Origin of the sequence: Streptomyces sp. NPDC049813, assembly GCF_044465085.1 — a bacterium.
In the GTDB taxonomy this organism is placed as follows: Bacteria; Actinomycetota; Actinomycetes; order Streptomycetales; family Streptomycetaceae; genus Streptomyces.
Genome location: NZ_JBITLI010000012.1, coordinates 44,491 through 68,678 on the forward strand (window position 1 = coordinate 44,491; position 24,188 = coordinate 68,678).

Below are 24,188 nucleotides of genomic sequence, written 5' to 3' on the forward strand. Positions count from 1 at the left end.
CCCGGCACGGCGATGGTGTGGTGAGGGGATAGATGGGCGCGGAGCACGGCGACAGCGCACGCTCGGGTCTGGGCCGGTTCGCCCAGTGGCTGAAGTCGGCCAGAGGCCCCAGGGAGACCCCGGCCGACGAGGACCGCGAGTCCCTGCTCCTGGCCGCCGCCGGCGCCGGACTGCCGCTCGCCCCGGCCGCCCACCCCGCCGACTACCGCTGTTCCTGCAACCGCATCGGCTGTCCGACCCCCGGCCGGCACCCCGTCTCCTTCGCCTGGCAGACCCAGTCCACGACGGACCGCGCGCAGATCGAGCGCTGGGCCCGCCACCAGCCGGCGGCCAACTTCATCACGGCGACCGGCATGGTCCACGACGTCCTGGACGTCCCCCTCGACGCCGGCCAGGAGGCGCTGGAGCGGCTGCTGTCGCGGGGCATCGACGTCGGCCCCGTCGCCGAGTCCGGCGGCGACCGCATGCTCTTCTTCACGGCGACCCGCGGGACGCCCGAGGACGAGGACGAGTGGTGGCCCTGCGAGCTGGACTGCCACCCCGAGACGATGGACGAGCACCCCGGCATGCGCTGGCACTGCCGCGGTTCGTACGTACTGGTCCCGCCGGCGCGGCTGCCCGCGGACCGCTCGGTGCGCTGGCTGCGCGGCCCCGAGCACCCGCTCCCGGACCCGCTGACCCTCCTGGAGACGCTCACCGACGCCTGCGCCCGGCACGCGGGAGCGGAGCCGGACTACACGTCGGCGTGGCCGTAGCCCGTGCCCGGCCCAGGACCGGCCGGTCCGGTCAGGACCCCTCGGCGGTGGTGATCCCCTCGACCCGGTTCAGCACCTCGACCCCGCCCCGGGAGCCCGCCCCGGCGGCGGGGACGAGCGCCGTCTGGTTGGAGACGAACCCGTACGTCGCCGACTGCTTCGCGTCGCCCGACATCAGCGCCTTCACGCTCGGCCCGATCGGCGGCAGGTCGCTGCCCGCGAACGCGGTCTGCTTCTCGTAGCGCCGCATGGCGAAGAAGACGAGCGCCCCGCCGTCCTCGGTGCGCAGCGCGACCGGCGCGTAGTCGCCGCCGGTGAGCGGTTCGTCGATGAACTGCGTGGTCAGGCCCGGCCGCGAGGCGTTCTTCTTGCGGGCCGCCCGCCACTCGGAGGTGTAGGCCCCGTCGGCGAACCCCGTCCCGCCGCCCTTCAGGTACCGGGTGTAGGTCGCGCTCAGCTCGCCGGGCCGCATCGCGAGCCCCTTCGCGTCGGCGGCGACGGCCTCGCCCCAGCCGTCCGCGTCCTGCTTCAGCGCCGGGAAGGTGTCGCCGCGGAAGACGGTCAGATAGGAGACCGCCCACGGCTCGTCGACGCTGTCGCGGGTGAAGACCATCACCCAACGGGAGCCGGGGATGCGGTTGTTGGCGCTGTCCGTGACGAACCAGCGCGGCCAGCCCGCCTTCTTCGGGACGGTGATGTGCGAGTCGGTCAGCTCCAGCGGCTTGTGCTTCGGATTGCCCTGCGGGCTCACCACGTGGCCCGCCTTCAGCTTCGCCGCGTCGATCGCGCCGAGCGCACCCGTGACGTACTTCGCGTCGGCCGCCCGGTCGTACGTCCTGTCCGCCTTGTTGTAGGCGGTGACGAACGTGTCCAGGGCCCGCGCCGCCTGGGCCCGCGTGGTCGTCGGCACGACCTCGAGCTCGCCATGCACGGTCACGCAGCCGCTCGCCGTGAGGGACAGCACGACGGCCGCCGCCGCTGCCGCGACGGGCCTGCCGAGCGCAATCCTGAACTCGCTCATGACGTTGTCCTCACCTTCCCCTTCCCGGGGCCGAACCCTACCGGGAAGAGGGAGCGCCCAGCGCCTCGCCCCTGCGGGACAGCAGCCCGGGCGGCGCGAGGAAGAGCGCGAGCGTCGGCACCAAGTACACGCACCAGACCACGACTTGCAGGACCGTTGGGTCCGGCTGGAAGTTGAGGACGCCCTTCAGGAGCGTGCCCAGCCAGCCGTCGGGAGCGATCGTGCCGCTGATGTCGAACGCCAGGGTGTTCAGACCGCCGACGAAGTCGGCCTCCTGCAGATCGTGGAAGCCGTACGCGAGCACGCCCGCGGCCACGACGACCAGCATGGCGCCGGTCCAGGTGAAGAACTTCGCCAGGTTGATCCGCAGCGCCCCGCGGTAGAACAGCCAGCCCAGCAGCACCGCCGTCGCCAGGCCGAGCAGCGCGCCGGCCACCGGCTCCACCGTGCCGTCACCGGTGGCGTGCACCGCCGTCCACACGAACAGCGACGTCTCCAGGCCCTCCCGGCCGACCGCGAGGAACGCGGTGAGGACCAGCGCGGCCGTGCCCGTGCGCAGTGCGGCGTCCAGCTTGCCGTGCAGCTCCGCCTTGAGGTGGCGGGCGGTGCGCCGCATCCAGAACACCATCCACGTCACCAGGCCGACGGCGACGATCGACAGCGAACCGCCGAGCGCCTCCTGCGCCTTGAACGTCATCTCCTGCGAGCCGAACTCCAGGGCGGCGCCGAACGCCAGCGCCAGCACGACGGCGGCGCCGATCCCCAGCCACACCGGCTTCAGCGCGTCCCGGTGGTCCGTCTTGACCAGGTAGGCGATCAGGATGCAGACGACGAGGCTGGCCTCCAGCCCTTCGCGCAGTCCGATCAGGTAGTTCGCGAACATGTCTCAGGCCCCGTTCTCGAAGAGGCCGCGGCCCCACCAGTCCTTGGCGTCCCGCACGCCCGGCGGGACCGCGAAGACCGCCGAACCCACGTGCTGGATGTACTCGTTGAGCGCGTCGCCCGCCGCCAGGCTCCGCTGCACGGGGATGAACCCGGTGCGCACGTCCTTCTGGTACGCGAGGAAGAACAGCCCGGCGTCCAGCCGGCCCAGGCCGTCGGTGCCGTCGGTGAAGGAGTAGCCGCGGCGCAGGATCGTCGCGCCGTGGTTGGTGTCGGGGTGCGCGAGCCGCACGTGCGCGTCCGGCTTCATCGCCTTCAGGAACGGCTCGTCGCGCTCCTTGGCCTTGCCGACCGGGGCGCCCTCGCCCTTGTCCCGGCCGAACACGTCCTCCTGCTCCTGGAGCGACGTGCGGTCCCAGGTCTCGATGTTCATCCGGATGCGCCGGGCGACCAGGTAGGAGCCGCCGCTCATCCAGTCCGCGCCGGCGGCCCACACGTGCGCGTCGAGCCGCCCGGTCTCGGTGCCCGCGATGTTGCGGGTGCCGTCCTTGAAGCCCATCAGGTTGCGGGGGGTCTGCGCGTCCGGGGTGGTCGAGGACGTCTTGCCGAAGCCGAGCTGCGACCAGCGGACGGCGACCTTGCCGAAGCCGATGCGGGCCAGGTTGCGTACCGCGTGCACGGCGACCTGGGGGTCGTCCGCGCAGGCCTGCACGCACAGGTCGCCGCCGCTGCGGCCCCGGTCCAGGTTGTCGCCGGGGAACTTCGGCAGCTCCACCAGCGCGGCGGGCCGGCGCCCCGCTATCCCGAACGCCTTCCCGTACTTCTCGAAGAGCGAGGGCCCGAAGCCGATCGTCAGCGTGAGCCGGGACGCCTTGAGGCCGAGCGCCTCGCCGGTGTCGTCCGGCGGTGCCTCGGCGAGCCCGCCGTACGCGCCCTCGCCGACCGGCCGCCCCTCCGTCAGCAGCGCGGCGGCCCGCGTCCAGTCCTTCAGGAGCTGGACGAACTCCGCGCGGTCCTCGGTCGTCACGTCGAACGCCGCGAAGTGCAGCCGGTCCTGCACCGGCGTGGCGATCCCGGCCTGGTGCGCGCCGTAGAAGGGGACCGCGCCGCCCGACTCGGCGGCCGGCTCCATGGTGTCGCCGCCGGAGCGGGTCAGCGCCGCGGCACCGCCCGCGGCGGCGGCGCCGAGCGCGAGCCCGGCGCCGCCGACGGCCAGCAGGGACCGCCGCGAGGGGGCGGGGGAGCCGTCCGGCGCGGCGGGGCCCGGGCGGGTCACGCGGTTCGCAGGACTCGCGGCGTCCGCGGCGTCGGCAGTGTTCTCGGGGGTCTCAGGGGTCTCGGGGGCCATGTGCTGCCTACTTGACGACCGCGGCGGCCAGCTTCGACAGCGGCTCCGCGAGGGCGTTGACCGCGTCGGACAGCTGCTTCTGGTCCGCCTTGGCGACCTTGTCGTAGGAGACGAACTCGTAGGAGTCCTTGTCCTCGCGGTAGGTGTCGAGCAGCTTGTCGAGCGCCGCGAACTCCTTGTCGAGCTGCTTGGCCAGCGCCGCGTCGTTCTCCGCCGCGACCGGCTTCAGCAGGCCGTACGCCTTCTCGGCGCCCTCGACGTTGGCCTTGAAGTCGACGAGGTCGGTGTGCGAGTAGCGCTCCTCCTCGCCGGTGACCTTGCCGGTGGCGACCTCGTCGAGGAGTTCCTTGGCGCCGTTGGCCATCGAGGTCGGGGTGATCTCGGCGCGGCCGACGCGGTTCTGCCAGTCCTTCAGGTCCTTGTCGAGCTGACCGGCCAGCTCCTTCTCCCGCGAGCCGATCTTCTTGTCCTGCCACAGCGCCTTCTCCAGGCGGTGCCAGCCCGTCCAGTCCGTCTTCGGGTCCTGGCCCTCCTCGAGACCGTCCTCGCGCACGTCGACCTTGGGGTCGATGTCCCCGAACGACTCGGCGACCGGCTCGGTGCGCTCCCAGCCGATGCGGGAGGGGGCGTAGGCCTTCTTGGCGCCCGCCAGGTCGCCCGCGCGGACCGCGTCGGTGAAGGTCTTCACCTTCGGCAGCGTCGCGTCCGCCTGTTCTTGCGCGTACTGGCGGTACGCGGCGACGGCGGCGTCCAGGCGCGGGTCGCGCTTGACGGCCTTGCCGCCGGTCGCGGTCACGTCCTGGCGGTGCCCCTTGCCCTTCATGCCCGGGATGCAGGCGATGCGGTAGGCGCCGCTCTTCACCTCGGCGGTCAGGGTGTGCTTGGTGCCGGGGCCGATGTTCTCCCGCTCGGAGACGATGCGGTCGTCGGGGAAGAGGATCTCGACCTCGGTGACGCGCGAGCCCTTGTTCTCGACGGCCAACTCGACGTGGCCGGAGGGGAACTCGGTCTTCGACACCTCGCAGCCGTCGTCGGTGGCGGTCACCTCGATGGCACCCGGGCCGCCCTTGGCGTCGCTCTTCTCGGTGCAGCCCGTGACGGCGGTCAGGGCCGCCGCCGTGACGAGGGCGGTGGCGACGGAGAGACGGACGGCTCGCATGCGGGCTCCAAGGGAAGTACACAGCTCGTACTAAGGCGGCCCTAACTTATATGAGCCTTGCCTTAGCGCCACCCGCTCGTTCCGTGATTCACCTCTCACGGGAACCCCCTGGTCGCGGCCCGGACACAACCGACCCACCAGCGACCCAGGCAACGGTCAAGCAACGGTCAAGCGGCGGCCCGGACATGCTTCACTGCCACCGTGAACGACGCGCTGAACGACGCCCCGGCCCCCGCCCCGGCCCACGACGTGCTCCAGGTCTTCTGCGGCCCCGACGGCCGGCACGGCAACGCGCTCGGGGTGGTCCGCGACGGGACCCTGCTGCCCGCGCGGGCGGACCGCCAGGCCCTCGCGCACCGACTGGGTTTCAGCGAGACCGTGTTCGTCGACGACCCCGAGCGCGGCCTCATCGACATCTACACGCCGACGCTGCGCCTGCCGTTCGCCGGCCACCCCTGCGTGGGCGCCGCCTGGCTGCTCGACGTGGCGGAGCTGGTCGTGCCGGCCGGGCACGTCGGGGCGCGGCTCGACGGGGAGTTCTGCTGGATCGAGGCGCGCCCCGAGTGGGCCCCGCCGCGCACGCTGCGCCGGTTCGGCTCGGCGGCCGAGGTGGAGGCGCTGCCGGTGCCGCCGCCGGGGGAGTGGGTCTACGCCTGGGCCTGGGAGGACGAGGCCGCGGGCCGGATCAGGGCCCGCGGCTTCCCCGGCCGCGACGACGGGATCGAGGAGGACGAGGCGACGGGCGCGGCGGCGCTGCTGCTCACCGCCCACCTCGACCGCGCCCTCAACATCCGCCAGGGCGACGGCTCCCAGATCCTGACGGCGCCTCAGCCGAACGGCTACGTCGAGGTGGGCGGCCGGGTTCGCCTGGTATAGAACCGGCCCCGCCGTTCGGACGAGAGGCAGCGGGGTCCGGGGCGGAGCCCCGTGTCGGTACGCCCGACCCGGCGGAGTGGAGTCCGCACGGCCCGCCCCTACGCGGCGACCGCCGGAAACTCCTCACCCAGCGCACGGAAGACCCCGGTGTTCAGAGCGAAGGCGACCTTGCACTCGGCGACGACCCGCTGCTTCTCCAGCTCGTCCACGCCGATCGCGTCCAGCAGCCCCCGGTACTCCCGCTTGAAGGCCGCCGGGTTGCCGACCCGCTCGAACACGTAGAACCGCACCCCGTCGCCCTTGCGCGGGAACCCCCAGGTCCGCTCCGCCTTGTCGCGGATGATCTGTCCGCCCGAGAGGTCGCCCAGGTAGCGGGTGTAGTGGTGGGCGACGTACCCGGCCGGCCAGGTCCGCGCGCACTCCCGGATCCGGGCCGCGTACACCGCCGTCGCCGGCAGCGCCGAGACCGTCTCGCGCCAGCCGGGCCCCCGCAGGTGCGTGAGGTCGCGCTCCAGCTCCGGCAGGCGCAGCAGCTCCGGCCGGACGAAGGGGCCCGCCACGGGGTCGTCGGCCAGCCGCTCGATGCCCTCCTCCAGTGCCGCGTAGACGAACCACAGCTGCTCGGTGTAGCGCGCGTAGGCGTCCACGCCGAGACCGCCGCCGAGCAGGTCGCTCATGAAGGTCGAGGTCTCCGCCTCCGTGTGCTGCTCGTGCGAGGCGGTGCGGATCAGAGTGGAGAACGAGGGGTCCATGAGGCCTCCGCCGACGGGTTTAAGTTAGGTTAGGCTAACCTAAAGTACCAGGCTTCCCGACATCCTGTCGGTAAAAACTTACCCGATCGGGGGATCAAGGAACACGGGGTCCGAGGTGCGCGGGAAGACGCGAGGAGCCCACCCCCGGGTGAGGGGCGGGCTCCTGGGCGGGCGCCGGAACGGCGGACGGGGAGGCTACGGCAGCGTCAGGATCTCCGCGCCCGTCTCCGTGACCACCAGCGTGTGCTCGAACTGGGCCGTCCGCTTGCGGTCCTTGGTGACGACGGTCCAGCCGTCCTCCCACATGTCGTACTCGTACGTGCCCAGCGTCAGCATCGGCTCGATCGTGAACGTCATGCCGGGCTGCATCACGGTCGTCGCGTGCGGGCTGTCGTAGTGCGGGACGATGAGGCCCGAGTGGAACGACGTGTTGATGCCGTGCCCGGTGAAGTCCCGCACGACGCCGTAGCCGAACCGCTTGGCGTACGACTCGATGACCCGGCCGATGATGTTGATCTGGCGGCCCGGCCTGACGGCCTTGACGGCCCGCTCCAGCGACTCCCGGGTCCGCTCGACCAGCAGCCGCGACTCCTCGTCCACGTCGCCGACCAGGTACGTCGCGTTGTTGTCGCCGTGCACCCCGCCGATGTACGCGGTCACGTCGAGGTTGATGATGTCCCCGTCGCGCAGCACCGTGGAGTCGGGGATGCCGTGGCAGATCACCTCGTTGACGCTTGTGCACAGCGATTTGGGGAAGCCGCGATATCCGAGCGTCGAAGGGTAGGCACCGTGGTCACACATGTACGCGTGCGCGATCCGGTCCAGCTCGTCGGTGGTCACGCCCGGCGCGATCGCCTTCGCGGCCTCCGCCATCGCCCGCGCGGCGATCCGGCCCGCCACGCGCATCGCCTCGACCGTCTCCGGGGTCTGCACCTCCGGTCCCCGGTACGGCGTCGGCGCGGGCTTGCCGACGTACTCGGGACGCCGGATGTTCCCGGGCACGGAACGCACGGGGGACTGCTCCCCGGGTACGACAACGGTGGACGACGACTGCGTCGGCTGGCCAGACATGCCAGCGAGTGTAACGAGCGGCCGTGGGGGACCATGGCCCTGAGCGTTCTGAGGAGAGGAGTCGGCCGTGGCCCTGTTCAAGAAGCGGACCGTCGGCAAGCCGGGCGAGTGGTTCTACTGCCTGGAGCACCAGAAGGTCGAGGAGGGGCCGGACTGCCCCGCCAAGGACCGGTTCGGCCCGTACCCGACCCGGGGTGAGGCGGAGCACGCCATGGCGACCGCGCGGGAGAAGAACCTCCAGTGGGAGACCGACCCGAAGTGGCACGACGCCACGGCCCGCGGGGACGGCGACGAGGCATAGGCCGCCGGGCGGCCGCGCCGCCGCCGTCACCAGCGGGCCGGCGGCGGCGCCGTCAGCTGGTCCGCGAGCCGCGAGAGCCGGTCGCGCAGACCGCGCCGGCCGCGCCCGGTGTGCCCCGCGTTCTCCCCGGCCGCCGCGCTGACCAGGTGCTGCACCGTGTCGAGGTCGAGGTCGGTGGTGCCGGGCACGGTCAGCGCGTCGTGCGCCAGGGCGTGCAGCTCCCCGTTGCCCGCGGGCCCGGCGTCCAGGGCGAGGACCGTCGCCCCGGCCCGCCGGGCGTCGTGCACCCGCTCCAGGAGCGGGGCGCCCACCGCGTCCGGCGCCACCACCAGCAGCGTCTCGCCGCGCCTGGCCGCCGCGAGACGGCCGAGGCCGACCGCCAGATGCGCCGGGTCCTCGGGCCGGGCCGCGTGCCGCACGAGGGTCGGCGCCAGCTCCGGCGTGCCCGACCAGGCCGCCTCGTCCACCAGGTGCGCCGCCAGATGCCACGGCTCGTACGCCGCGGAGCCCACCAGGAGCAGCCCGCCCCCGTGCGCGGTGACCGAGGAGCGCAGCCCCCCGGCGAAACGGCGGGTGGCGGCGGGCCACTCGGTCCCGGCGAGGACCTCGCGCAGCAGGGCTACTCGTACGGCGTCCATGGAGGGGCATGGTGCCCCACCCCGGCCCGCCGGGCAGCCCGTTCGCACCAGGACCGCCCGTACGGGTCGCGCCGGGGCCCGTACGCACGGGGTACCCGGCGGCGACCGCCCGGACGGCCGGAGTTCACCCGGTGTTGTCCTGGGCCGGGAACCATGACGCGTATGCCCGCCACCACAGCGCAGCCCGAGCCGTCACCGGCCTCCGTGCCCTTCCGCGCCGGACAGGACGGGTACGCGAGTTTCCGCATCCCGGCCGCCGTGGCCACCCCCGACGGGACGCTGCTCGCCTTCTGCGAGGGCCGGCGCTCCTCCGCCGCGGACAGCGGCGACATCGACCTCGTGCTGCGCCGCTCCGCGGACGGCGGCCGAAGCTGGGGCCCGCTCCGGGTGGTCGTCGCCAACGGCCGTGACCTGGCGGGCAATCCGGCCCCCGTCGTGCTCGACTCCGGACGCGTCCTGCTCGTCCATGTCCGCAACGCGGCCGCCGCCACCGAGGACGCCATCCGCCGCGGGCGGGTCGCCGCCGCCGACGGACGGCGCGTCTGGGTCACGTACAGCGACGACGCGGGGCTCACCTGGACGCCCGGCCAGGAGATCACCGGGCAGGTGAAGAAGGCGGACTGGCGCTGGTACGCGACCACGCCCGGACACGCCGTGCTCACCCGCGAGGGCCGCGTCGTCGTCCCCGCCAACCACTCGCTGCCGCCCACCGGCTCCGACACCGGGACCGAGGGGAAGTACAACGGCGGCCACTGCCTGCTGAGCGACGACTCCGGCGCGACCTGGCGGATCGGCTACGTCGACGACGACACCGACGGGCAGATCAACGTCAACGAGACCACCGCCGCCCAACTCCCCGGCGGCGAGCTGTACTTCAACACCCGCAACGACTCGCCCGCGCCCGGCACCCGCGCCGACGCCCGCTCCACCGACGGCGGCGAGCACCTGGTGAAGCCGTTCCGCCCGCAGGCCGGGCTCGTCGGCCCGGTCGTCGAGGGCAGCCTCCTGCACCTCGGCGACCCGGACGTGCTGCTCTACTCGGGCCCCGCCGACCCCGGCTTCCGGGCCCTGATGACGGTGCGCCGCAGCTTCGACGGCGGCGTCACCTGGCCGCCCGCGCACACCGTCCCCGTCGACGGGCTGCCCGCCGCGTACAGCGACCTCGTCCGGGTCGACGAGGCCACCGTCGGCCTGCTCTACGAGACCGGGGACTTCTCCGCGTACGAGACGATCACCTTCCGGCGGCTGCCCGTGGCCCTGCTGCGCGGGACGCGGGCCGCTGAGTAGGGTCGGGCCATGACTTCCCACGACAGCGCCCCGAGCAGTACGGACAACGCCCCCAAGACCCCGGCCAAGGACCCCTGGGACCTCCCCGACGTCTCCGGACTCGTCGTCGGCGTGCTCGGCGGCACCGGGCCCCAGGGCAAAGGCCTCGCCTACCGCTTCGCCCGCGCAGGTCAGAAAGTCATCATCGGATCGCGTGCCGCCGAACGCGCGTCGGCCGCGGCCGGGGAACTGGGCGAGGGCGTCGAGGGCGCCGACAACGCCGAGTGCGCGCGGCGCAGCGACATCGTGATCGTCGCCGTGCCGTGGGAGGGACACGGCGCGATTCTCGAGGCGCTGCGCGAGGACCTCGCGGGCAAGCTCGTCATCGACTGCGTCAACCCGCTCGGCTTCGACAAGAAGGGCGCGTACGCGCTCAAGCCCGAGGAGGGCAGCGCCGCCGAGCAGGCCGCCGCCCTGCTGCCGGACTCCCGCGTCACCGCCGCCTTCCACCACCTGTCGGCCGTGCTGCTCGCCGACCCGGCGGTCGAGGAGATCGACACGGACGTCATGGTGCTGGGCGAGGCCCGCGCCGACACCGACCTCGTCCAGGCGCTGGCCGCCCGCGTCCCCGGCATGCGGGGCGTCTTCGCGGGCCGGCTGCGCAACGCCCACCAGGTCGAGTCCCTGGTCGCGAACCTCATCTCCACCAACCGCCGCTACAAGGCGCACGCGGGCCTGCGCGTCACGGACGTATAACACCGAATCCTTATACTTTCCGTACGTTCAGGGCGCCTTCGTCCGGCGCCGGGGCATGGGGGAGACTGGGCGGCGAACACCGAGCCGTGCCGTATTGGAGCCGACCCCATGCCCCGCATCGCCCTCTTCGCCCTCGTCGTCTGCGTCCTGGCCGTCGCCGCGGCGGTGGTCTCCTTCGTCCAGGGCAGCTTCCTCGGGATCGTCTGGGTCCTCATCGCGGGCGTCACGTCGAACATGACCTGGTTCTACGTACGCAAGGCCAAGGCGGAGAAGGCGCAGCGGACGGGCCCGACTACGACTGTGTGAAGGTCGGGATCTCGGGCGTGCCCCGCCAGAACCGGTAGAACTCCCGGCCCCAGTCCGTGTCCCACTCGGTGACGCCGAGCGCGCGCAGCACCGCGTGGACCGCGTCGAAGAAGTACTGGTTGACCTCGGGGATCCACAGCACGGCGAAGACCACGAGCAGCCCGTACGGGGCGAACGGCTCCACCTGCCGCCTGACCTTGTACGACAGCCACGGCTCCAGCACCCCGTACCCGTCGAGGCCGGGGACCGGCAGGAAGTTCAGGATCGCGGCCGTCACCTGGAGCAGCGCCAGGAACCCGAGCGCGTAGCGGAAGGTGTCCGGCACCCCGTCCAGGCCGTCCAGCCAGAACGGGGCGGTGCAGACCACCGCGAACAGCACGTTCGTCAGCGGGCCCGCGGCCGAGATCAGGCTGTGCTTCCAGCGGCCCCGGATGCGGCCCCGCTCGATGAAGACCGCGCCGCCGGGCAGCCCGATCCCGCCCATGATCACGAAGAGGACCGGCAGCACGATGCTGAGCAGGGCGTGCGTGTACGCCAGCGGGTTCAGGGTCAGATAGCCCTTCGCGCCGACGGAGATGTCCCCGCTGTGCAGGGCGGTGCGGGCGTGCGCGTACTCGTGCAGGCACAGCGAGACGATCCACGCCCCCGTCACGAACAGGAAGACGGCGAGGCCCGGCTGCGGGGCGAAGTCCGTCCACACCGCCCACCCGCTCACGGCCGTCACCGCGGCGATACCGAGAAAGACGGGGCTGATCCTGTGGTCGCCGCGGCGCGGTGTGGCGGTGGTCATGACGACCGGCTCCCGATGCACTGGTCCGAATTCACTGACGTGACTGAACGTACCCGCCCCACGGAACGACGCGCCCTGGGGACGCACGGAGTGCGCCTCTCAGGGGCGCGGGGAACTGCGCGCCCAGCCCCCACCGGCGGCCGGTCGAACGACTGCCCAAAAGGGGCGCGGGGAACGGCGCGCCCAGCCACGACGAAACCCGCACATACCCATCTCACCGACAGACCCGGGATCACACCCGTGACCCGCCCGGGTACCCACCCGGCCCCACGCCCCCGGCGCACCGGGGACAATGTCCACGTGCGCTACCGCATCCTCGGCCCCACCCAGGCACTCCACGACGACGGCACGACCGTCCCCGTCGGCGGAGCACGGCTGCGCGCCCTGCTCACCGTGCTCGCCCTGCGCCCCGCCCGGACCGTGCCCGCCGCCGTCCTCGTCGACGAGGTGTGGGGCCCCGAGCCGCCCGCCGACGCGCCGGGCGCGCTCCAGGCCCTGATCGGCCGGTTGCGCCGGGCCCTCGGCGCCGACGCGATCACCTCCGACGAGGGTGGCTACCGGCTCGCCGCGCGGAGCGAGGACATCGACCTGTTCCGGTTCGAGCGGCTCGCCGCCGACGGCATCCGCGCCTTCGCCGACGGCGACCCCGCCAAGGCGGCCGACCTGCTCGACGAGGCGCTCGGCCTGTGGCGGGGGCCCGTCCTCACCGACCTGCCCGACCGCACCGCGGAGGCGGCCCGCTGGGACACCCGGCAACTGGACGCGCGGCGGACCCGGCTCGCGGCCCACCTGGCGCTCGGCCGGGGCGACACGGCCCTGCCCGAGCTGACCGCCCTGTGCGACGCGCACCCGCTGGACGAACAGCTGCAGGTGCTGCGGCTGCGCGCGCTGCGCGACACGGGCCGCACGGCCGAGGCGCTGGCCGCCTACGACCAGGTCCGCCGCGAGCTGGCCGACCGCCTCGGCGCCGACCCGGGCCCCGAACTGCGGGGCGTGCACGGCGCGTTGCTGCGGGCAGGCAGCGCGGCGCCGGACGCACCCGGGACGCCCGGGGCGGCAGCCCCGGCCCCGGCCCCGGCCACCGCGCCGGGCAACCTCCGCGCCCGCCTCACCTCCTTCGTCGGGCGCGACGGCGACATCGAGGCGATCCGGGCCGACCTCGGCCGCGTCCGGCTGGTCACGCTGCTCGGCCCCGGCGGCGCGGGCAAGACCCGGCTCTCGCAGGAGGTGGCCGAGGGACTCGCCGGCTCCGCGCCGGACGGCGTCTGGCTCGCCGAACTCGCGCCCGTCGGCGACCCGGAGGCCGTGCCGGAAGCCGTCGTCAGCGCGATCGGGGCCCGCGAGACGGTGCTGCGCGGCGCCGGCGCGGAGGAGCTGCGCGCGGTGAGCGAGCGGCACGGCGACGACCCGCTCGTCCGCATCGTCGAGCACTGCGCGGACCGCCGGATGCTGCTCATCCTCGACAACTGCGAACACGTCATCGGCGCCGCCGCCGCCCTCGCCGAACACCTCCTGGCCCGCTGCCCCGGGGTCACCGTGCTCGCGACGAGCCGCGAACCGCTCGGCGTGCCGGGCGAGTCGCTCCACCCGGTCGAGCCGCTGCCCGAGCCGTACGCGCTGCGGCTGTTCGGCGAGCGCGGCGCCGCCGTGCGGCCCGGCTTCACCGTCGAGCAGGCGCCCGAGGCCGTCGCCGAGATCTGCCGCCGTCTCGACGGCCTGCCGCTCGCCATCGAACTGGCCGCCGCCCGGCTGCGGATGCTCACCCCGCGCCAGATCGCCGACCGGCTCGACGACCGGTTCCGGCTGCTGACCTCCGGAGCCCGCACCGCGCTGCCCCGCCAGCAGACCCTGCGCGCCGTCGTCGACTGGTCCTGGGATCTGCTGGACGGCACCGAGCGCGCCGTCCTCGCCCGGCTCTCCGTCTTCAGCGGCGGCTGCGACCTGGGCGCCGCGGAGGCGGTGTGCGGCCCCGCCACCCTGGAGGCGCTCGCCTCCCTCGTCGACAAGTCCCTCGTCGTCGCCGCGCCCGACGGCGACGACGAGGCGGCGATGCGCTACCGGCTCCTGGAGACCGTCGCCGAGTACGCGGGCGACCGGCTCGACGAGGCGGACGAGCGCCCCGGCGCCGAACGCGCCCACCTCACGTACTACCGCGAACTCGCCCGCACGACCGACCCGTTGCTGCGCGGCCACGGCCAGCGCGCCGCCGTCGCCCGCATCGAGCGGGACTACGAGAACCTGCGCACGGCCCTGCGGCGCGCCGTCGCCGCCCGCGACGAGCAGGAGACCCTCAGCCTCGTGCTGTCCCTCGTCTGGTTCTGGCAGATGCGGGACCTGCGCAGCGAGGCCCGGCTGTGGGCCGGGGAGGCCGGGGCGCTCGGCCCCGACCCGTTCGCGGGACCGGTCCGCCCGGCCCCGCCGGTGTACGAGCGCTGCACCGACGTGCCGCCGCCGCTCACCGGCGAACTCCTCGCGGAGGCCCGCCGGCAGGTCCACCTGTGCCGGCTCGGCTACATGGACATGGAGATGGAGATCTGGCAGTCGGAGGAGGGGCAGGCCCGGTTGCGCGCCATCCGCGAGACCTACCGGGCCGACCTGCCGCAGGCCTGCCGCACCCCGGGCAACATCTGGTATTTCGCCGTCCTGATGACCGGGCAGCTCGACCGGATGCACGAGCTGACCGACCTGACCGTGCGCACCTGCCGGAAGCTCGGCTACGACTGGGAGCTGGCGCTCGTCCTCCAGTTGCGCGCCAACATCCTGGCCAACCAGAGCGACACCGCCCCCGCCGGGCTCGTGGACGCCGACGAGGCGCTGGCGCTGTTCACCCGGCTCGGCGACGAGTGGGGCGTCGCCGAGGCGCTCTCCTCGCGCGGCGAGACCCACGAGAAGCTCGGCCGGTACGCGGAGGCCGCAGCCGACTACACCCGGGCGCGGGGCGTCGCCGAGAGCATGGGCGCGCACGCCCAGGCCGCGATCCTCCAGGTCCGGCTCGGCCAGGTCCGCATCGAGCAGGGCGAGGGCGCGCGCGGCGAACAGATGCTGCGCGAGGCCCTCGAGACCAGCCGCCGGCACATGAACGAGGCCCGCCCGGCCGCCCGGATGATGCTTGTCGGCCGGCTCACGAGCACCGGCCGCACCACCGAGGCGCGCGAGCACCTCGCCGCGCTGCGCAGCGAGTTCAAGGTCGCCGACATCGTCTTCTTCCACGGCATGAGCACCGGCATGGAAGCGATGCTCGACGCCGTCGACGGAGACGGTGAGCGGGCGCTCGCGGGCGCGGTGCGGGCCCTCGAACTCGCGGGCGACCCGCTGGCCGCGGTGATCATGCCCACCCTGTCGGCGCAGCACCTGCTGACCGCGGCGCACGGGCTCACGCTGCGCGGGCGGCCCGGCGACGCGGAGACCGCCGCCCGGGTCATCGCCGCGTCCGACGCGTCGCTGCCGCTCCACCACCACCGCAGCCGGTTGGAGCGCGCGTGGCGCGAGGGCGCCGATGCCGGGGCGCGGGCCCTGCTCGGCGACGCGGAGTACGAGCGGGCGTACGCCGAGGGCGGCGGCCTCTCCGTGGAGGAGGCCACCGCCCTGCTGACACGGACGACACCCTGAGACCGGCTCCGGGCCCCGGCCGGCGCGGGGGCGCTCAGCTCTTCTTGGTGAACTTGCGGATCGCGACCGGCGCCATGACCAGGGTCAGGCCCGCGGTCCAGGCGAGCGTCACCCACAGGCCGTGGGCGACCGGGTAGTGGCCGCCGAGCATCAGGCCGCGGGCCGCGTCCGCGAGCCCCGACATCGGGTTGTACTCGGTGAAGTTCTGCAGCCAGCCCGGCATCGACTTGGTCGGCGCGAAGATCGACGAGCCGAACTGCAGCGGCATCATCACCAGGAAGCCCATCGCCTGCACGGACTGGGCGTTCTTCATGGTCACGCCGAGGACCAGGAAGATCCACATGATCGCGGAGCCGAACAGCGCGGACAGGCCGACCGCGGCCAACAGACCGCCCCAGTGGTGGATGTCGAAGCCGACCAGGGTGGCGACGATCATCAGCACGGTGGACGCGACCAGCAGCCGCAGCAGCTCCACCGAGATCTTGGCGACGAGGACCGAGGCCCGGCCGATCGGCAGGGACCGGAAGCGGTCCATGATGCCCTTGTTGAAGTCCTCGTTGAAGCCGGTGCCGACGCCCTGGGCGATGTTCATGCTCATCATCGCGACCATGCCGGGGATCACGTACTGCACGTAGGCCTGCTGGCCGCCGCCGAGCGACTGGCCGATCGAGCCGCCGAAGACGTACACGAACAGCAGCGTGAAGACGACCGGCATCAGGACGGCGTCGAACATCGACTCCGGGTCCTGCTTGATCCACAGCAGGTTGCGGCGGATCAGGGCACCGGTGTGGCGCAGGTGGCCGCGCAGGCCGATCCGGGGGTCGGCGTCGACCGTGATGGTGGGCGCGGCCGGAGCGGTGAGAGTGGTGGTGCTCATACGGCGACCTCCTCGTACTGGGGGCGGGCGTCCTGCGGGGCGGACGCCTTCTCGCCGGTGATGGAGAGGAACACCTCGTCCAGGCTGGGCAGTTCGGTGGCGATCGAGCCGATCGTGATGCCGCGCGCGGTGACCGCGCCGACGACCGCGGTCAGCTGCTCGTCGCTCAGGACGGGGACCAGGACCGTGCCGGACTCGGCGTCGACGGTGGAGGTCGCGAGGCCGGTCAGGCCCATGTCGTCCAGGGCGGCCGCGAGCGGGCGCAGCTCCAGCGGGTCGGCCGGGCGGATGCGCAGGGTGCGCCCGCCGACCTTCGCCTTCAGCTCCTCGATGCCGCCGCCCGCGATCACCTGGCCGCGGTCGATCACGGTCAGCTCGGAGGCGAGCCGCTCGGCCTCCTCCATGTACTGGGTGGTGAGCAGCACGGTCACGCCGTCCCGCACCATGCGCTGGACCTCGTCCCACACCTCGTTACGGGTACGGGGGTCGAGGCCGGTGGTCGGCTCGTCCAGGTACAGGACGTGCGGGCGGCCGATCATGGACGCCGCCAGGTCCAGGCGGCGGCGCATGCCGCCGGAGTAGGTCTTGCAGGGGCGGGTGGCGGCGTCGGTGAGCGAGAACCGCTCCAGGAGCGCGTCGGCGCGGGCCCGGGCCTCCTTGCCGGACAGGTCGAGCAGCCGCCCGATCATGTACAGGTTCTCCCGGCCGGAGAGCTTCTCGTCGACCGAGGCGTACTGGCCGGTGAGGCCTATCACGCGGCGCAGCTGGCGGGGCTGGCGCACCGCGTCGTAGCCGGCCACGACCGCGGTGCCGGAGTCGGGGACGATCAGGGTGGACAGGCAGCGGACGAGGGTCGTCTTGCCGGCGCCGTTCGGCCCGAGCACGCCCATCACGGTGCCCTCGTGCACGTCCAGGTCCACGCCGTCCAGGGCCTTGGTCGAGCCGTAGTGCTTGACCAGCCCCCGCACGGAGACGGCCACCGGGCGGCCGGCCGCGCTGTCGCCGGGGTTTTTGTCGATTCGCGTCATGTCCCACAAGGTGCCAGTCGCCACCGACAATCCACCTACAAGCCGCTGACAGCCGACCGACAGAGCCGAGCGTACGCCGATATATCGCCGACAGATTGGCTCGGCTCGGCCGGGAGCTGCGGGAACGGCATCCGCGCGGGAACGGCCGCGGCCCGTCGACCGGGGGAAGATCGACGGGCCGCGTTGGTGCCACGGTGGTTCAGGGGGCCGGGGCCCAGGGCCCCGGCCTCGGGGGCCAGGGACGCGCGGACTCGCGGATTCACGGACTTGCGGACTCGCGGGCTCGGGGCGGATCAGTGCACCGAGTGCTCCTCCTGCGGGAACGTTCCGCCGGTCACGTCCTCCGCGAACGCCCTGACCGCGTCGGTCATCACGCCGCGCAGGTCCGCGTACTGCTTGACGAAGCGCGGCATCTTGCCGCCGGTCAGACCGAGCGCGTCCGTCCAGACCAGGACCTGCGCATCCGTCTCGGGGCCCGCGCCGATACCGACCGTGGGGATGTGCAGGACCCGGGTGACCTCCGCGGCCAGCTCCGCCGGGACCAGTTCGAGGACGACGGCGAACGCGCCCGCGTCCTGCACCGACTTCGCGTCCCGCAGCAGCTGCTGCGCCGCCTCCTCGCCGCGGCCCTGTACGCGGTAGCCCTGCGTGTTCACGGACTGCGGGGTCAGGCCGATGTGCGCCATGACCGGGATGCCGGCGTCGACCAGGAGCTTGATCTGCTCGTGGGAGCGCTCGCCGCCCTCCAGCTTGACCGCGCCGACGCCCGCCTCCTTCACCAGCCGCATCGCCGAGCGCAGCGCCTGGACCGGGCCTTCCTGGTAGGAGCCGAAGGGGAGGTCGCCGACGATCAGCGCGCGGCGCGTGCCGCGCACCACCGCGGCCGAGAGCATGGTGAGCTGGTCCAGGGTGACCGGGACCGTGGTGTCGTACCCGAGGTGGCAGTTGCCTGCCGAGTCGCCGACCAGCATCACGGGGATGCCGGCTTCGTCGAAGACCGACGCCGTCATCGCGTCGTAGGCGGTCAGCATCGGCCACTTCTCGCCCCGCTCCTTCGCGAGGGTGATGTCGCGGACGGTGATGCGACGGGTGCCCTTGCCTCCGTACAGCGCCTTGGGGTTGCTGCTGTCGGGGGCCGGTGTCTGGGCAGCCTGAAGTTGCGTCATCGCAACGGCTCCTTCAATTTCGTCTCGAGGCGCCCTGACGGCGTCCCCGGATCCTCTCCATGGTGGCACCGCGTGCCGGTTCCGCGCCAGGGCCCCCGGGCCGCCCGGGTGCGTAAAGCCTCGGTAAGGCTTTCTCCTCGCACACCAATACGAGACGGGTCCGTATCGAAAAAAGGCTACGGTCGTACGTATGACCAGTCCCGCTCCTGACCGTTCCGGCCGCCCTGCCGCTGCTGCGGGCCCCCGGGTCCCGGAGGCCGTGCACCGCCGCCGCTGGGCGATCCTCGGTGTGCTCATGCTGAGCCTGCTGATCGTCGTCCTGGACAACTCGATCCTGAACGTCGCGATCAAGACGATCTCGACCCCCGCCCCCACCGGCCTGGGTGCCACCCAGAGCGAGCTGGAGTGGGCCATCAACTCCTACACCCTGGTCTTCGCGGGCCTGCTCTTCACCGCGGGGCTGCTCGGCGACCGGCTGGGCCGCAAGAAGGTCCTGGTCGGAGGCCTCGTCGTGTTCGGGATCGGCTCGGCGCTGGCGGCCGAGTCCGGCTCACCGGCCCAGCTCGTCGCGTTCCGCGCGGTCATGGGGCTCGGGGCCGCCTTCGTGATGCCGGCCACTCTCGCCGTGCTCATGAACGTGTTCGAACGCGAGGAGCAGCCCAAGGCCATCGGCATCTGGGCCGGCGGGGTCGGCCTCGCCATCGCGATCGGCCCGATCACCGGCGGTCTGCTCCTCGACCACTTCTGGTGGGGCTCGGTCTTCCTCGTCAACGTGCCGATCGTGATCCTCGCCGTCGTCCTGATGGTCGCGCTCGTGCCCGACTCCAAGGACCCGAAGCCGGGCCGGATCGACCTCGTCGGCGTCGTCCTGTCCGTCGTCGGCCTCGTCCTGCTCGTCTACGGGATCATCAAGGGCGGCGACGAAGGCGACTTCACCAGCCCCCAGGTGCTCGTCACCATCATCGCGGGGCTCGCCGTCCTCGTCGGGTTCGTGGTCCACGAGAAGCGCAGCGACCACCCCTCGATCGACATCGGCTACTTCCGGAACAAGGTGTTCTCGGCGGCCATCGCCGCCATCGCGCTGGTCTTCTTCGCGCTGATGGGCGTCACGTTCTTCTCGGTCTTCTACACCCAGAGCGTGCGCGGGTACTCGCCGTTGCAGACCGGCGCCCTGATGCTGCCGCTCGCCGCGGCCCAGCTGATCTTCGCGCCGCGGGCCCGGATCGTCGTCGACCGGATCGGCGTACGGGCCACCACCACGGGCGGGCTCGTCCTGCTCGCGGCCATGCTCGCGGCGTTCACCGTCCTCGACGCGGACACCCCGATCTGGATCCTGGAGGTCATGTTCTTCCTCATGGGGACGGGCATGGCGCACGTCATGACGCCGACCAGCGTCGTGATCATGCAGGCGCTGCCGCGGGAGAAGGCCGGGTCGGCGTCGGCGCTCAGCAACACGTTCCGGCAGGTCGGCGGGGCGCTCGGGATCGCCGTCCTCGGCTCGGTGCTCTCCACGGCGTACCGGCACGGGCTGGAGAGCCGTACCGACGGGCTCGCGCGGTTGCCCGCGGGGCTGCGGGACACCGCCGGTGGGTCCATCGAGGCGACGCTCGGGGTGGCTGAGCGGATCGGGCCGCGGGCCGGGGGGCTGGTCGAGGCGTCTTACGGGGCCTTTCTGCATGCCATGCATGTCACCGCGTTGTGGGGGGCGGGGGTGGCGTTGCTCAGCGCGGTGGTCACGGCGGTGTTCCTGCCCGGGCGTGGCCCCGCCGGGGAGGCCGCCGCGGATCGGGGCGCCCCCGACAAGATCGGCGCGGACCAATGACCCACCCGGGGCGCACCTGAGCCCCCCCGCCGGTGCCCGCGGGCCCGTCCCCGCGCCCCTCGAAGCGGACTTCGTCTGCGGCGCCGTCGTGGTTGCTCGCGCAGTTCCCCGCGCCCCTGAAGCATGCGGCTCCGCCGCAGCCCCAGGGACGAGAGGCCGCACGGAGTGCGCCTTTCAGGGGCGCGGGGAACGGCGCGAGAAGCCCCACTGGCGGGCAGACGACGGCGGGGGCGCACGAAGTGAGCCCTTCAGGGGCGCGGGGAACGGCGCGACCAGCCCCCACCGACCGGCAGACGACGACGGGGCCGCACGGAGTGCGCCCTTCAGGGGCGCGGGGAACTGCGCGACCAGCCCCCACCGGCCCGTCGGGTGAACGACCGCCTTCGGGGGCCCGGGGTGGCCCCCGACCCCGGCGCACCTGGGTCCGGGTCGATAGGGGACCGGCAGACGCTGGGAGGATGGAGGCGGGACCCGGCGGACCGCCGAGCCCCGGCACCGGGCGGAAGGCGGAGACGTGAACACGGAACGGGCCGAGCAGCAGACGCAAGGGCACGGCCCCCCGACCCCACCCCCAACCCCCTACGCGGCCCGCGGCCGCCCCCGCAGCGAGGCCGCGGAACAGGCCATCGTCGAAGGCGTCATCGCCCTCCTGGAGGACGGCGTCCCGCTCGCCGACCTGTCCATCGAGCGCATCGCCCGCACCGCCGGCGTCGGCAAGGCCACCATCTACCGCCGCTGGAGCGGCAAGGACGAACTGTTCGTCGACGTCCTGCGCTCCATCGAGGCCCCCGACCCCGACCTCCCCGGCACCTCGCTCCGCGACGACCTGGTCCGCCTCCTGGACCACCTGCGCCGCCGCGGCCTGGACATGCGCAGATCGGCGCTGCTGCACAACGTCTTCGCCCAGATGAAGACCCTGCCCAGGCTCTGGCACGCGTACCACGAGATCGTCATCGAACCCCGCCGCCGCCTGATGCACGACGTGCTGCGCCGCGGCGTCGCCGACGGCGAACTGCCCGCCGGCACCGACATCGAACTCGCCGGTGACCTCCTCGCCGGCCCGATGCTGCTGCGCAGCGTCCTGCGCGCCGACGCGCCGCTCGCCGACGATCTCGCCGAGCGGATCGTCGACCTCGCCCTGGCCGGACTCCGCCCCGGGCGACCCGGCTGAATGTGCGCGTTTCGTCACAGGAAGCACTTTCCGGCACCCTGTCCGGAACTCCGGACGCGCCGCCGCTCGTCCTCGGACCCGTACGGTCGTCACGGACCCGCGGAACCGGGGGTGTGACGGAAGAGAAAGCCGCCGGACATCGCCTAGGGTTTCCGGGCAGGGACGGCGGGCACGGCAGTGAGGCGACGACGGTATGGCGCAGGCGTACAGCACGGGAGACGGCGACGGATCCGGGCGCACCGGACCAGGGGCCCGGCTCCACCGCCTGGGGCGCCGGCTCCGCACCGACCGCGGCCTGTGGCGCCGCGGCGTCGTCCTCGCGGTCCTCGCCGTGCTGCTCGCCCTCGTCATGCTGCTGCACGCGCAGATCCCCAACAGCGTCGGCAACCTGGGCTCCCTCACCGAGACCTTCCTGCCGTGGCTCGGCCTGCTCGTCCCGGTGTTGCTCGTCCTGGCGCTGGTCCGCCGGTCGGCGACGGCCCTGGTCGCGCTGCTGGTCCCGGTGATCGTCTGGTTCAGCCTCTTCGGCGGGCTGCTCACCGACAAGCAGGGCGGCGGCGGCGACCTGACCGTCGTCACCCACAACGTGAACGCGGACAACCCCGACCCGGTCGGCACCGCCAAGGACGTGGCGGCCTCCGGCGCCCAGGTCGTGGCCCTGGAGGAGCTGACGGCCCGGGCCGTGCCGACGTACGAGAAGGCGCTCAAGGCGGCCTATCCGTACCACTCCGTGCAGGGGACGGTCGGGCTGTGGAGCACCTACCCGCTCTCGGACACCCGGCCCGTCAACATCGAGCTGGGCTGGACGCGCGCGATGCGCTCCACCGTCACGACGCCCGGGGGCGACGTCGCCGTCTACGTGGCGCACATGCCGTCGGTGCGGGTGAAGCTCGACTCCGGGTTCACCGCGAGCCAGCGCGACAAGAGCGCCAACGCGCTGGGCGAGGCGATCTCCGCCGAGCGGCTGGAGCGGGTCGTGCTGCTCGGCGACCTGAACGGCACGATGAACGACCGCGCCCTGACCGCCGTCACCTCCCAGATGCGCTCCACGCAGGGCGCCGCGGGCAGCGGCTTCGGGTTCAGCTGGCCGGCCGCGTTCCCGATGGCCCGGATCGACCAGATCATGGTCAAGGGCGTCGAGCCGGAGTCGTCCTGGACCCTGCCCGCGACCGGCAGCGACCACCTGCCGATCGCCGCCCGCGTCACGGTCTGACTCGCCCCGCGCCCGACCCCTCGGCTTCACCGGGCCGAAACCTCGCGGAATACTCGGCGCGGCAGGCTTTGTTCCGTAAGTAAACTTACTGAGCACCGCCCCCGCACCGCTCTGCCCCCGCGCCCCCTTTCTTTGGACGATCCCTCATGCCCCTCGCCCTGCTCGCCCTCGCCGTGGGCGCCTTCGGCATCGGCACGACCGAGTTCGTGATGATGGGCCTGCTGCCCGACGTCGCCGACGACCTGCACGTCTCGATCCCCACCGCCGGCCACCTCGTCTCCGCGTACGCGCTCGGCGTCGTCATCGGCGCCCCGCTGCTCGCCGCGCTCACCGCACGGCTGCCGCGCCGCCGGGTCCTGATCGGCCTCATGGTGCTCTTCGTCGCCGGCAACGCCGTGTCGGCCGTCGCCCCCGACCACCACGCCCTGCTGCTCGCCCGCTTCGTCAGCGGCCTGCCGCACGGCGCCTTCTTCGGCGTCGGCGCCGTCGTCGCCACCTCACTGGTGGCACCCGAACGCAAGGCCCGCTCCGTCTCCCTGATGTTCCTCGGGCTGACCGTCGCCAACATCGTCGGCGTCCCCGTCGCCACCGCCCTCGGCCAGCAGCTGGGCTGGCGCGCCACGTTCCTCGCCGTCAGCGTCATCGGCCTCGCCGCCATCGCGGCGCTGGCCGCGCTCGTCCCCGCCGACCACGGACACGGCTCGGCGGTCGGCGTGCGCAGCGAACTCAGGGCGCTCGGCTCGCTCCCGGTGTGGCTCGCCCTCGGCACGACCGTCGCCGGGTTCGGCGCCCTCTTCTCCGCCTACAGCTACATCACGCCGATGCTCACGGACGCGGCAGGCTTCGCCGACGGGAGCGTGACGCTGCTGCTCGCCCTGTTCGGCGTGGGCGCCACCGTCGGCAACCTGGCCGGCGGCCGGCTCGCCGACCACTCCCTGCGCGGCACCCTCTTCGGCGGCCTGGCCTCGCTCGTCGCCGTCCTCGCCCTCTTCCCGCTGCTCATGCGGGCGGAGTGGAGCGCGGCGCTCGCCGTGCTGCTGCTCGGCACGGCCGCGTTCACCACGGGCTCGCCGCTCCAGCTGATGGTGATGGAGAAGGCGGCCGCCGCGCCCTCGCTCGCCTCGTCCGCGAACCAGGCGGCCTTCAACCTCGCCAACGCGGGCGGCGCCTGGATCGGCGGCCTCGCCCTCGCCGCGGGCCTCGGCACCACCTCGCCCGCCCTGACCGGCGCGGCCCTGGCCGTCCTCGGGCTCGGCGTCGCCGCGGTCGCGTACGCCGTGGACCGGCGCCGGTCCACGGCCGTCCCCGCCCCGGGCCGCCTGGTCGCCGCGCACCTCCCCGCGGAGGCCGAACCGGCCCGGCGCTGACGGCGCCGGCCGGA

Annotated in this window: 22 protein-coding genes; 11 read left to right on the forward strand and 11 right to left on the reverse strand. The window is 73.2% G+C overall.

Annotation, left to right across the window (positions count from 1 at the left end; all coding sequences use genetic code 11):
• The first annotated feature begins 32 nt into the window (after positions 1 to 32).
• Positions 33 to 755, forward strand: a complete 723-nt coding sequence (locus ACIBW6_RS23610) for a bifunctional DNA primase/polymerase (RefSeq protein ID WP_399062689.1) — start codon at positions 33 to 35, stop codon at positions 753 to 755.
• 31 nt (positions 756 to 786) lie between these two features.
• Here ACIBW6_RS23610 and ACIBW6_RS23615 read toward each other — a convergent pair whose 3' ends face one another.
• From ACIBW6_RS23615 to efeO, 4 genes are read right to left on the reverse strand one after another with little or no spacing between them, the layout of a single operon-like run.
• Entirely contained in the window at positions 787 to 1,776 is a 990-nt protein-coding gene (locus tag ACIBW6_RS23615; RefSeq protein WP_399062691.1) for a hypothetical protein, read from the reverse strand.
• 37 nt (positions 1,777 to 1,813) lie between these two features.
• Positions 1,814 to 2,659: an iron uptake transporter permease EfeU gene (efeU, locus tag ACIBW6_RS23620; RefSeq protein ID WP_399062693.1), complete on the reverse strand. Its 846-nt coding sequence runs from the start codon at positions 2,657 to 2,659 to the stop codon at positions 1,814 to 1,816.
• A gap of 3 nt (positions 2,660 to 2,662) precedes the next feature.
• On the reverse strand, positions 2,663 to 4,006 hold the full coding sequence (gene efeB / locus ACIBW6_RS23625; RefSeq protein WP_399062695.1) for an iron uptake transporter deferrochelatase/peroxidase subunit: 1,344 nt from the start codon (positions 4,004 to 4,006) through the stop codon (positions 2,663 to 2,665).
• A 7-nt stretch (positions 4,007 to 4,013) separates the two neighbouring features.
• Positions 4,014 to 5,165 (reverse strand): iron uptake system protein EfeO, encoded by a 1,152-nt coding sequence (efeO, locus tag ACIBW6_RS23630; protein WP_399062697.1) that lies wholly within the window; start codon positions 5,163 to 5,165, stop codon positions 4,014 to 4,016.
• Between the two features lie 201 nt (positions 5,166 to 5,366).
• On the opposite strand from efeO, the gene ACIBW6_RS23635 reads away from it, so the two are divergent.
• Positions 5,367 to 6,041 (forward strand): PhzF family phenazine biosynthesis protein, encoded by a 675-nt coding sequence (locus tag ACIBW6_RS23635; protein WP_399062699.1) that lies wholly within the window; start codon positions 5,367 to 5,369, stop codon positions 6,039 to 6,041.
• 98 nt (positions 6,042 to 6,139) lie between these two features.
• On the opposite strand, the gene ACIBW6_RS23640 is transcribed toward ACIBW6_RS23635, so the two are convergent.
• Positions 6,140 to 6,793, reverse strand: coding sequence for a heme oxygenase (biliverdin-producing) (locus tag ACIBW6_RS23640; protein ID WP_399062701.1), 654 nt, complete (start codon positions 6,791 to 6,793; stop codon positions 6,140 to 6,142).
• A 195-nt stretch (positions 6,794 to 6,988) separates the two neighbouring features.
• Positions 6,989 to 7,864 carry a type I methionyl aminopeptidase gene (gene map, locus ACIBW6_RS23645; protein ID WP_399062704.1) on the reverse strand — a complete coding sequence of 292 codons (876 nt, stop codon included), beginning with the start codon at positions 7,862 to 7,864 and terminating at the stop codon, positions 6,989 to 6,991.
• Positions 7,865 to 7,931: 67 nt separating this feature from the next.
• Here map and ACIBW6_RS23650 point away from each other — a divergent pair, with 67 nt between their 5' ends.
• Positions 7,932 to 8,165 carry a hypothetical protein gene (locus tag ACIBW6_RS23650; RefSeq protein WP_399062706.1) on the forward strand — a complete coding sequence of 78 codons (234 nt, stop codon included), beginning with the start codon at positions 7,932 to 7,934 and terminating at the stop codon, positions 8,163 to 8,165.
• Positions 8,166 to 8,191: 26 nt separating this feature from the next.
• Here the strand turns inward: ACIBW6_RS23650 and ACIBW6_RS23655 are convergent, their stop codons facing one another.
• Positions 8,192 to 8,803 (reverse strand): hypothetical protein, encoded by a 612-nt coding sequence (locus ACIBW6_RS23655; RefSeq protein ID WP_399062708.1) that lies wholly within the window; start codon positions 8,801 to 8,803, stop codon positions 8,192 to 8,194.
• Positions 8,804 to 8,965: 162 nt separating this feature from the next.
• On the opposite strand from ACIBW6_RS23655, the gene ACIBW6_RS23660 reads away from it, so the two are divergent.
• From ACIBW6_RS23660 to ACIBW6_RS23670, 3 genes are all read left to right on the forward strand, one after another.
• Positions 8,966 to 10,090, forward strand: coding sequence for an exo-alpha-sialidase (locus tag ACIBW6_RS23660; protein WP_399062710.1), 1,125 nt, complete (start codon positions 8,966 to 8,968; stop codon positions 10,088 to 10,090).
• 9 nt (positions 10,091 to 10,099) lie between these two features.
• Positions 10,100 to 10,825 (forward strand): NADPH-dependent F420 reductase, encoded by a 726-nt coding sequence (gene npdG / locus ACIBW6_RS23665; protein ID WP_399062712.1) that lies wholly within the window; start codon positions 10,100 to 10,102, stop codon positions 10,823 to 10,825.
• A 108-nt stretch (positions 10,826 to 10,933) separates the two neighbouring features.
• Positions 10,934 to 11,131, forward strand: coding sequence for a hypothetical protein (locus ACIBW6_RS23670; protein ID WP_399062714.1), 198 nt, complete (start codon positions 10,934 to 10,936; stop codon positions 11,129 to 11,131).
• Here ACIBW6_RS23670 and ACIBW6_RS23675 read toward each other — a convergent pair.
• The gene (locus tag ACIBW6_RS23675; RefSeq protein WP_399062716.1) at positions 11,118 to 11,921 is read right to left on the reverse strand and encodes a site-2 protease family protein; all 804 of its coding nucleotides are present in this window, start codon (positions 11,919 to 11,921) and stop codon (positions 11,118 to 11,120) included. The two genes, ACIBW6_RS23670 and ACIBW6_RS23675, sit on opposite strands and share 14 nt — an antisense overlap.
• A 300-nt stretch (positions 11,922 to 12,221) precedes the next feature.
• Here ACIBW6_RS23675 and ACIBW6_RS23680 point away from each other — a divergent pair, with 300 nt between their 5' ends.
• The gene (locus tag ACIBW6_RS23680) at positions 12,222 to 15,530 is read left to right on the forward strand and encodes a BTAD domain-containing putative transcriptional regulator (protein ID WP_399062718.1); all 3,309 of its coding nucleotides are present in this window, start codon (positions 12,222 to 12,224) and stop codon (positions 15,528 to 15,530) included.
• Between the two features lie 34 nt (positions 15,531 to 15,564).
• Here the strand turns inward: ACIBW6_RS23680 and ACIBW6_RS23685 are convergent, their stop codons facing one another.
• The 3 genes from ACIBW6_RS23685 to panB form a co-directional block, all read right to left on the reverse strand.
• On the reverse strand, positions 15,565 to 16,407 hold the full coding sequence (locus ACIBW6_RS23685; protein WP_399062720.1) for an ABC transporter permease: 843 nt from the start codon (positions 16,405 to 16,407) through the stop codon (positions 15,565 to 15,567).
• Positions 16,404 to 17,435, reverse strand: coding sequence for an ATP-binding cassette domain-containing protein (locus ACIBW6_RS23690; RefSeq protein WP_399062722.1), 1,032 nt, complete (start codon positions 17,433 to 17,435; stop codon positions 16,404 to 16,406). The genes ACIBW6_RS23685 and ACIBW6_RS23690 overlap by 4 nt, the downstream gene beginning before the upstream one ends.
• Positions 17,436 to 17,728: 293 nt before the next feature.
• Positions 17,729 to 18,601 carry a 3-methyl-2-oxobutanoate hydroxymethyltransferase gene (gene panB / locus ACIBW6_RS23695; protein WP_399062724.1) on the reverse strand — a complete coding sequence of 291 codons (873 nt, stop codon included), beginning with the start codon at positions 18,599 to 18,601 and terminating at the stop codon, positions 17,729 to 17,731.
• Positions 18,602 to 18,791: 190 nt separating this feature from the next.
• Between panB and ACIBW6_RS23700 the strand changes: the two genes are divergently transcribed.
• The 4 genes from ACIBW6_RS23700 to ACIBW6_RS23715 all read left to right on the forward strand — a co-directional run bounded on the left by ACIBW6_RS23700 (position 18,792) and on the right by ACIBW6_RS23715 (position 24,174).
• Positions 18,792 to 20,423: an MFS transporter gene (locus ACIBW6_RS23700; RefSeq protein WP_399062726.1), complete on the forward strand. Its 1,632-nt coding sequence runs from the start codon at positions 18,792 to 18,794 to the stop codon at positions 20,421 to 20,423.
• Positions 20,424 to 20,937: 514 nt separating this feature from the next.
• Entirely contained in the window at positions 20,938 to 21,594 is a 657-nt protein-coding gene (locus ACIBW6_RS23705) for a TetR/AcrR family transcriptional regulator (RefSeq protein ID WP_399062728.1), read from the forward strand.
• Positions 21,595 to 21,787: 193 nt separating this feature from the next.
• Complete coding sequence (locus ACIBW6_RS23710; protein WP_399062730.1) at positions 21,788 to 22,807, forward strand: endonuclease/exonuclease/phosphatase family protein; 1,020 nt, start codon at positions 21,788 to 21,790, stop codon at positions 22,805 to 22,807.
• Between the two features lie 146 nt (positions 22,808 to 22,953).
• Positions 22,954 to 24,174 (forward strand): MFS transporter, encoded by a 1,221-nt coding sequence (locus tag ACIBW6_RS23715; RefSeq protein WP_399062732.1) that lies wholly within the window; start codon positions 22,954 to 22,956, stop codon positions 24,172 to 24,174.
• Positions 24,175 to 24,188: the final 14 nt, after the last annotated feature.

Coding starts and splice junctions, on each gene's coding strand:
- ACIBW6_RS23610 (WP_399062689.1), top strand. CDS start 33: ATGGGCGCGGAGCACGGCGACAGCGCACGCTCGGGTCTGGGCCGGTTC.
- ACIBW6_RS23615 (WP_399062691.1), bottom strand. CDS start 1,776: ATGAGCGAGTTCAGGATTGCGCTCGGCAGGCCCGTCGCGGCAGCGGCG.
- efeU (WP_399062693.1), bottom strand. CDS start 2,659: ATGTTCGCGAACTACCTGATCGGACTGCGCGAAGGGCTGGAGGCCAGC.
- efeB (WP_399062695.1), bottom strand. CDS start 4,006: ATGGCCCCCGAGACCCCTGAGACCCCCGAGAACACTGCCGACGCCGCG.
- efeO (WP_399062697.1), bottom strand. CDS start 5,165: ATGCGAGCCGTCCGTCTCTCCGTCGCCACCGCCCTCGTCACGGCGGCG.
- ACIBW6_RS23640 (WP_399062701.1), bottom strand. CDS start 6,793: ATGGACCCCTCGTTCTCCACTCTGATCCGCACCGCCTCGCACGAGCAG.
- map (WP_399062704.1), bottom strand. CDS start 7,864: ATGTCTGGCCAGCCGACGCAGTCGTCGTCCACCGTTGTCGTACCCGGG.
- ACIBW6_RS23655 (WP_399062708.1), bottom strand. CDS start 8,803: ATGGACGCCGTACGAGTAGCCCTGCTGCGCGAGGTCCTCGCCGGGACC.
- ACIBW6_RS23660 (WP_399062710.1), top strand. CDS start 8,966: ATGCCCGCCACCACAGCGCAGCCCGAGCCGTCACCGGCCTCCGTGCCC.
- npdG (WP_399062712.1), top strand. CDS start 10,100: ATGACTTCCCACGACAGCGCCCCGAGCAGTACGGACAACGCCCCCAAG.
- ACIBW6_RS23670 (WP_399062714.1), top strand. CDS start 10,934: ATGCCCCGCATCGCCCTCTTCGCCCTCGTCGTCTGCGTCCTGGCCGTC.
- ACIBW6_RS23675 (WP_399062716.1), bottom strand. CDS start 11,921: ATGACCACCGCCACACCGCGCCGCGGCGACCACAGGATCAGCCCCGTC.
- ACIBW6_RS23685 (WP_399062720.1), bottom strand. CDS start 16,407: ATGAGCACCACCACTCTCACCGCTCCGGCCGCGCCCACCATCACGGTC.
- ACIBW6_RS23690 (WP_399062722.1), bottom strand. CDS start 17,435: ATGACGCGAATCGACAAAAACCCCGGCGACAGCGCGGCCGGCCGCCCG.
- panB (WP_399062724.1), bottom strand. CDS start 18,601: ATGACGCAACTTCAGGCTGCCCAGACACCGGCCCCCGACAGCAGCAAC.
- ACIBW6_RS23700 (WP_399062726.1), top strand. CDS start 18,792: ATGACCAGTCCCGCTCCTGACCGTTCCGGCCGCCCTGCCGCTGCTGCG.
- ACIBW6_RS23710 (WP_399062730.1), top strand. CDS start 21,788: ATGGCGCAGGCGTACAGCACGGGAGACGGCGACGGATCCGGGCGCACC.
- ACIBW6_RS23715 (WP_399062732.1), top strand. CDS start 22,954: ATGCCCCTCGCCCTGCTCGCCCTCGCCGTGGGCGCCTTCGGCATCGGC.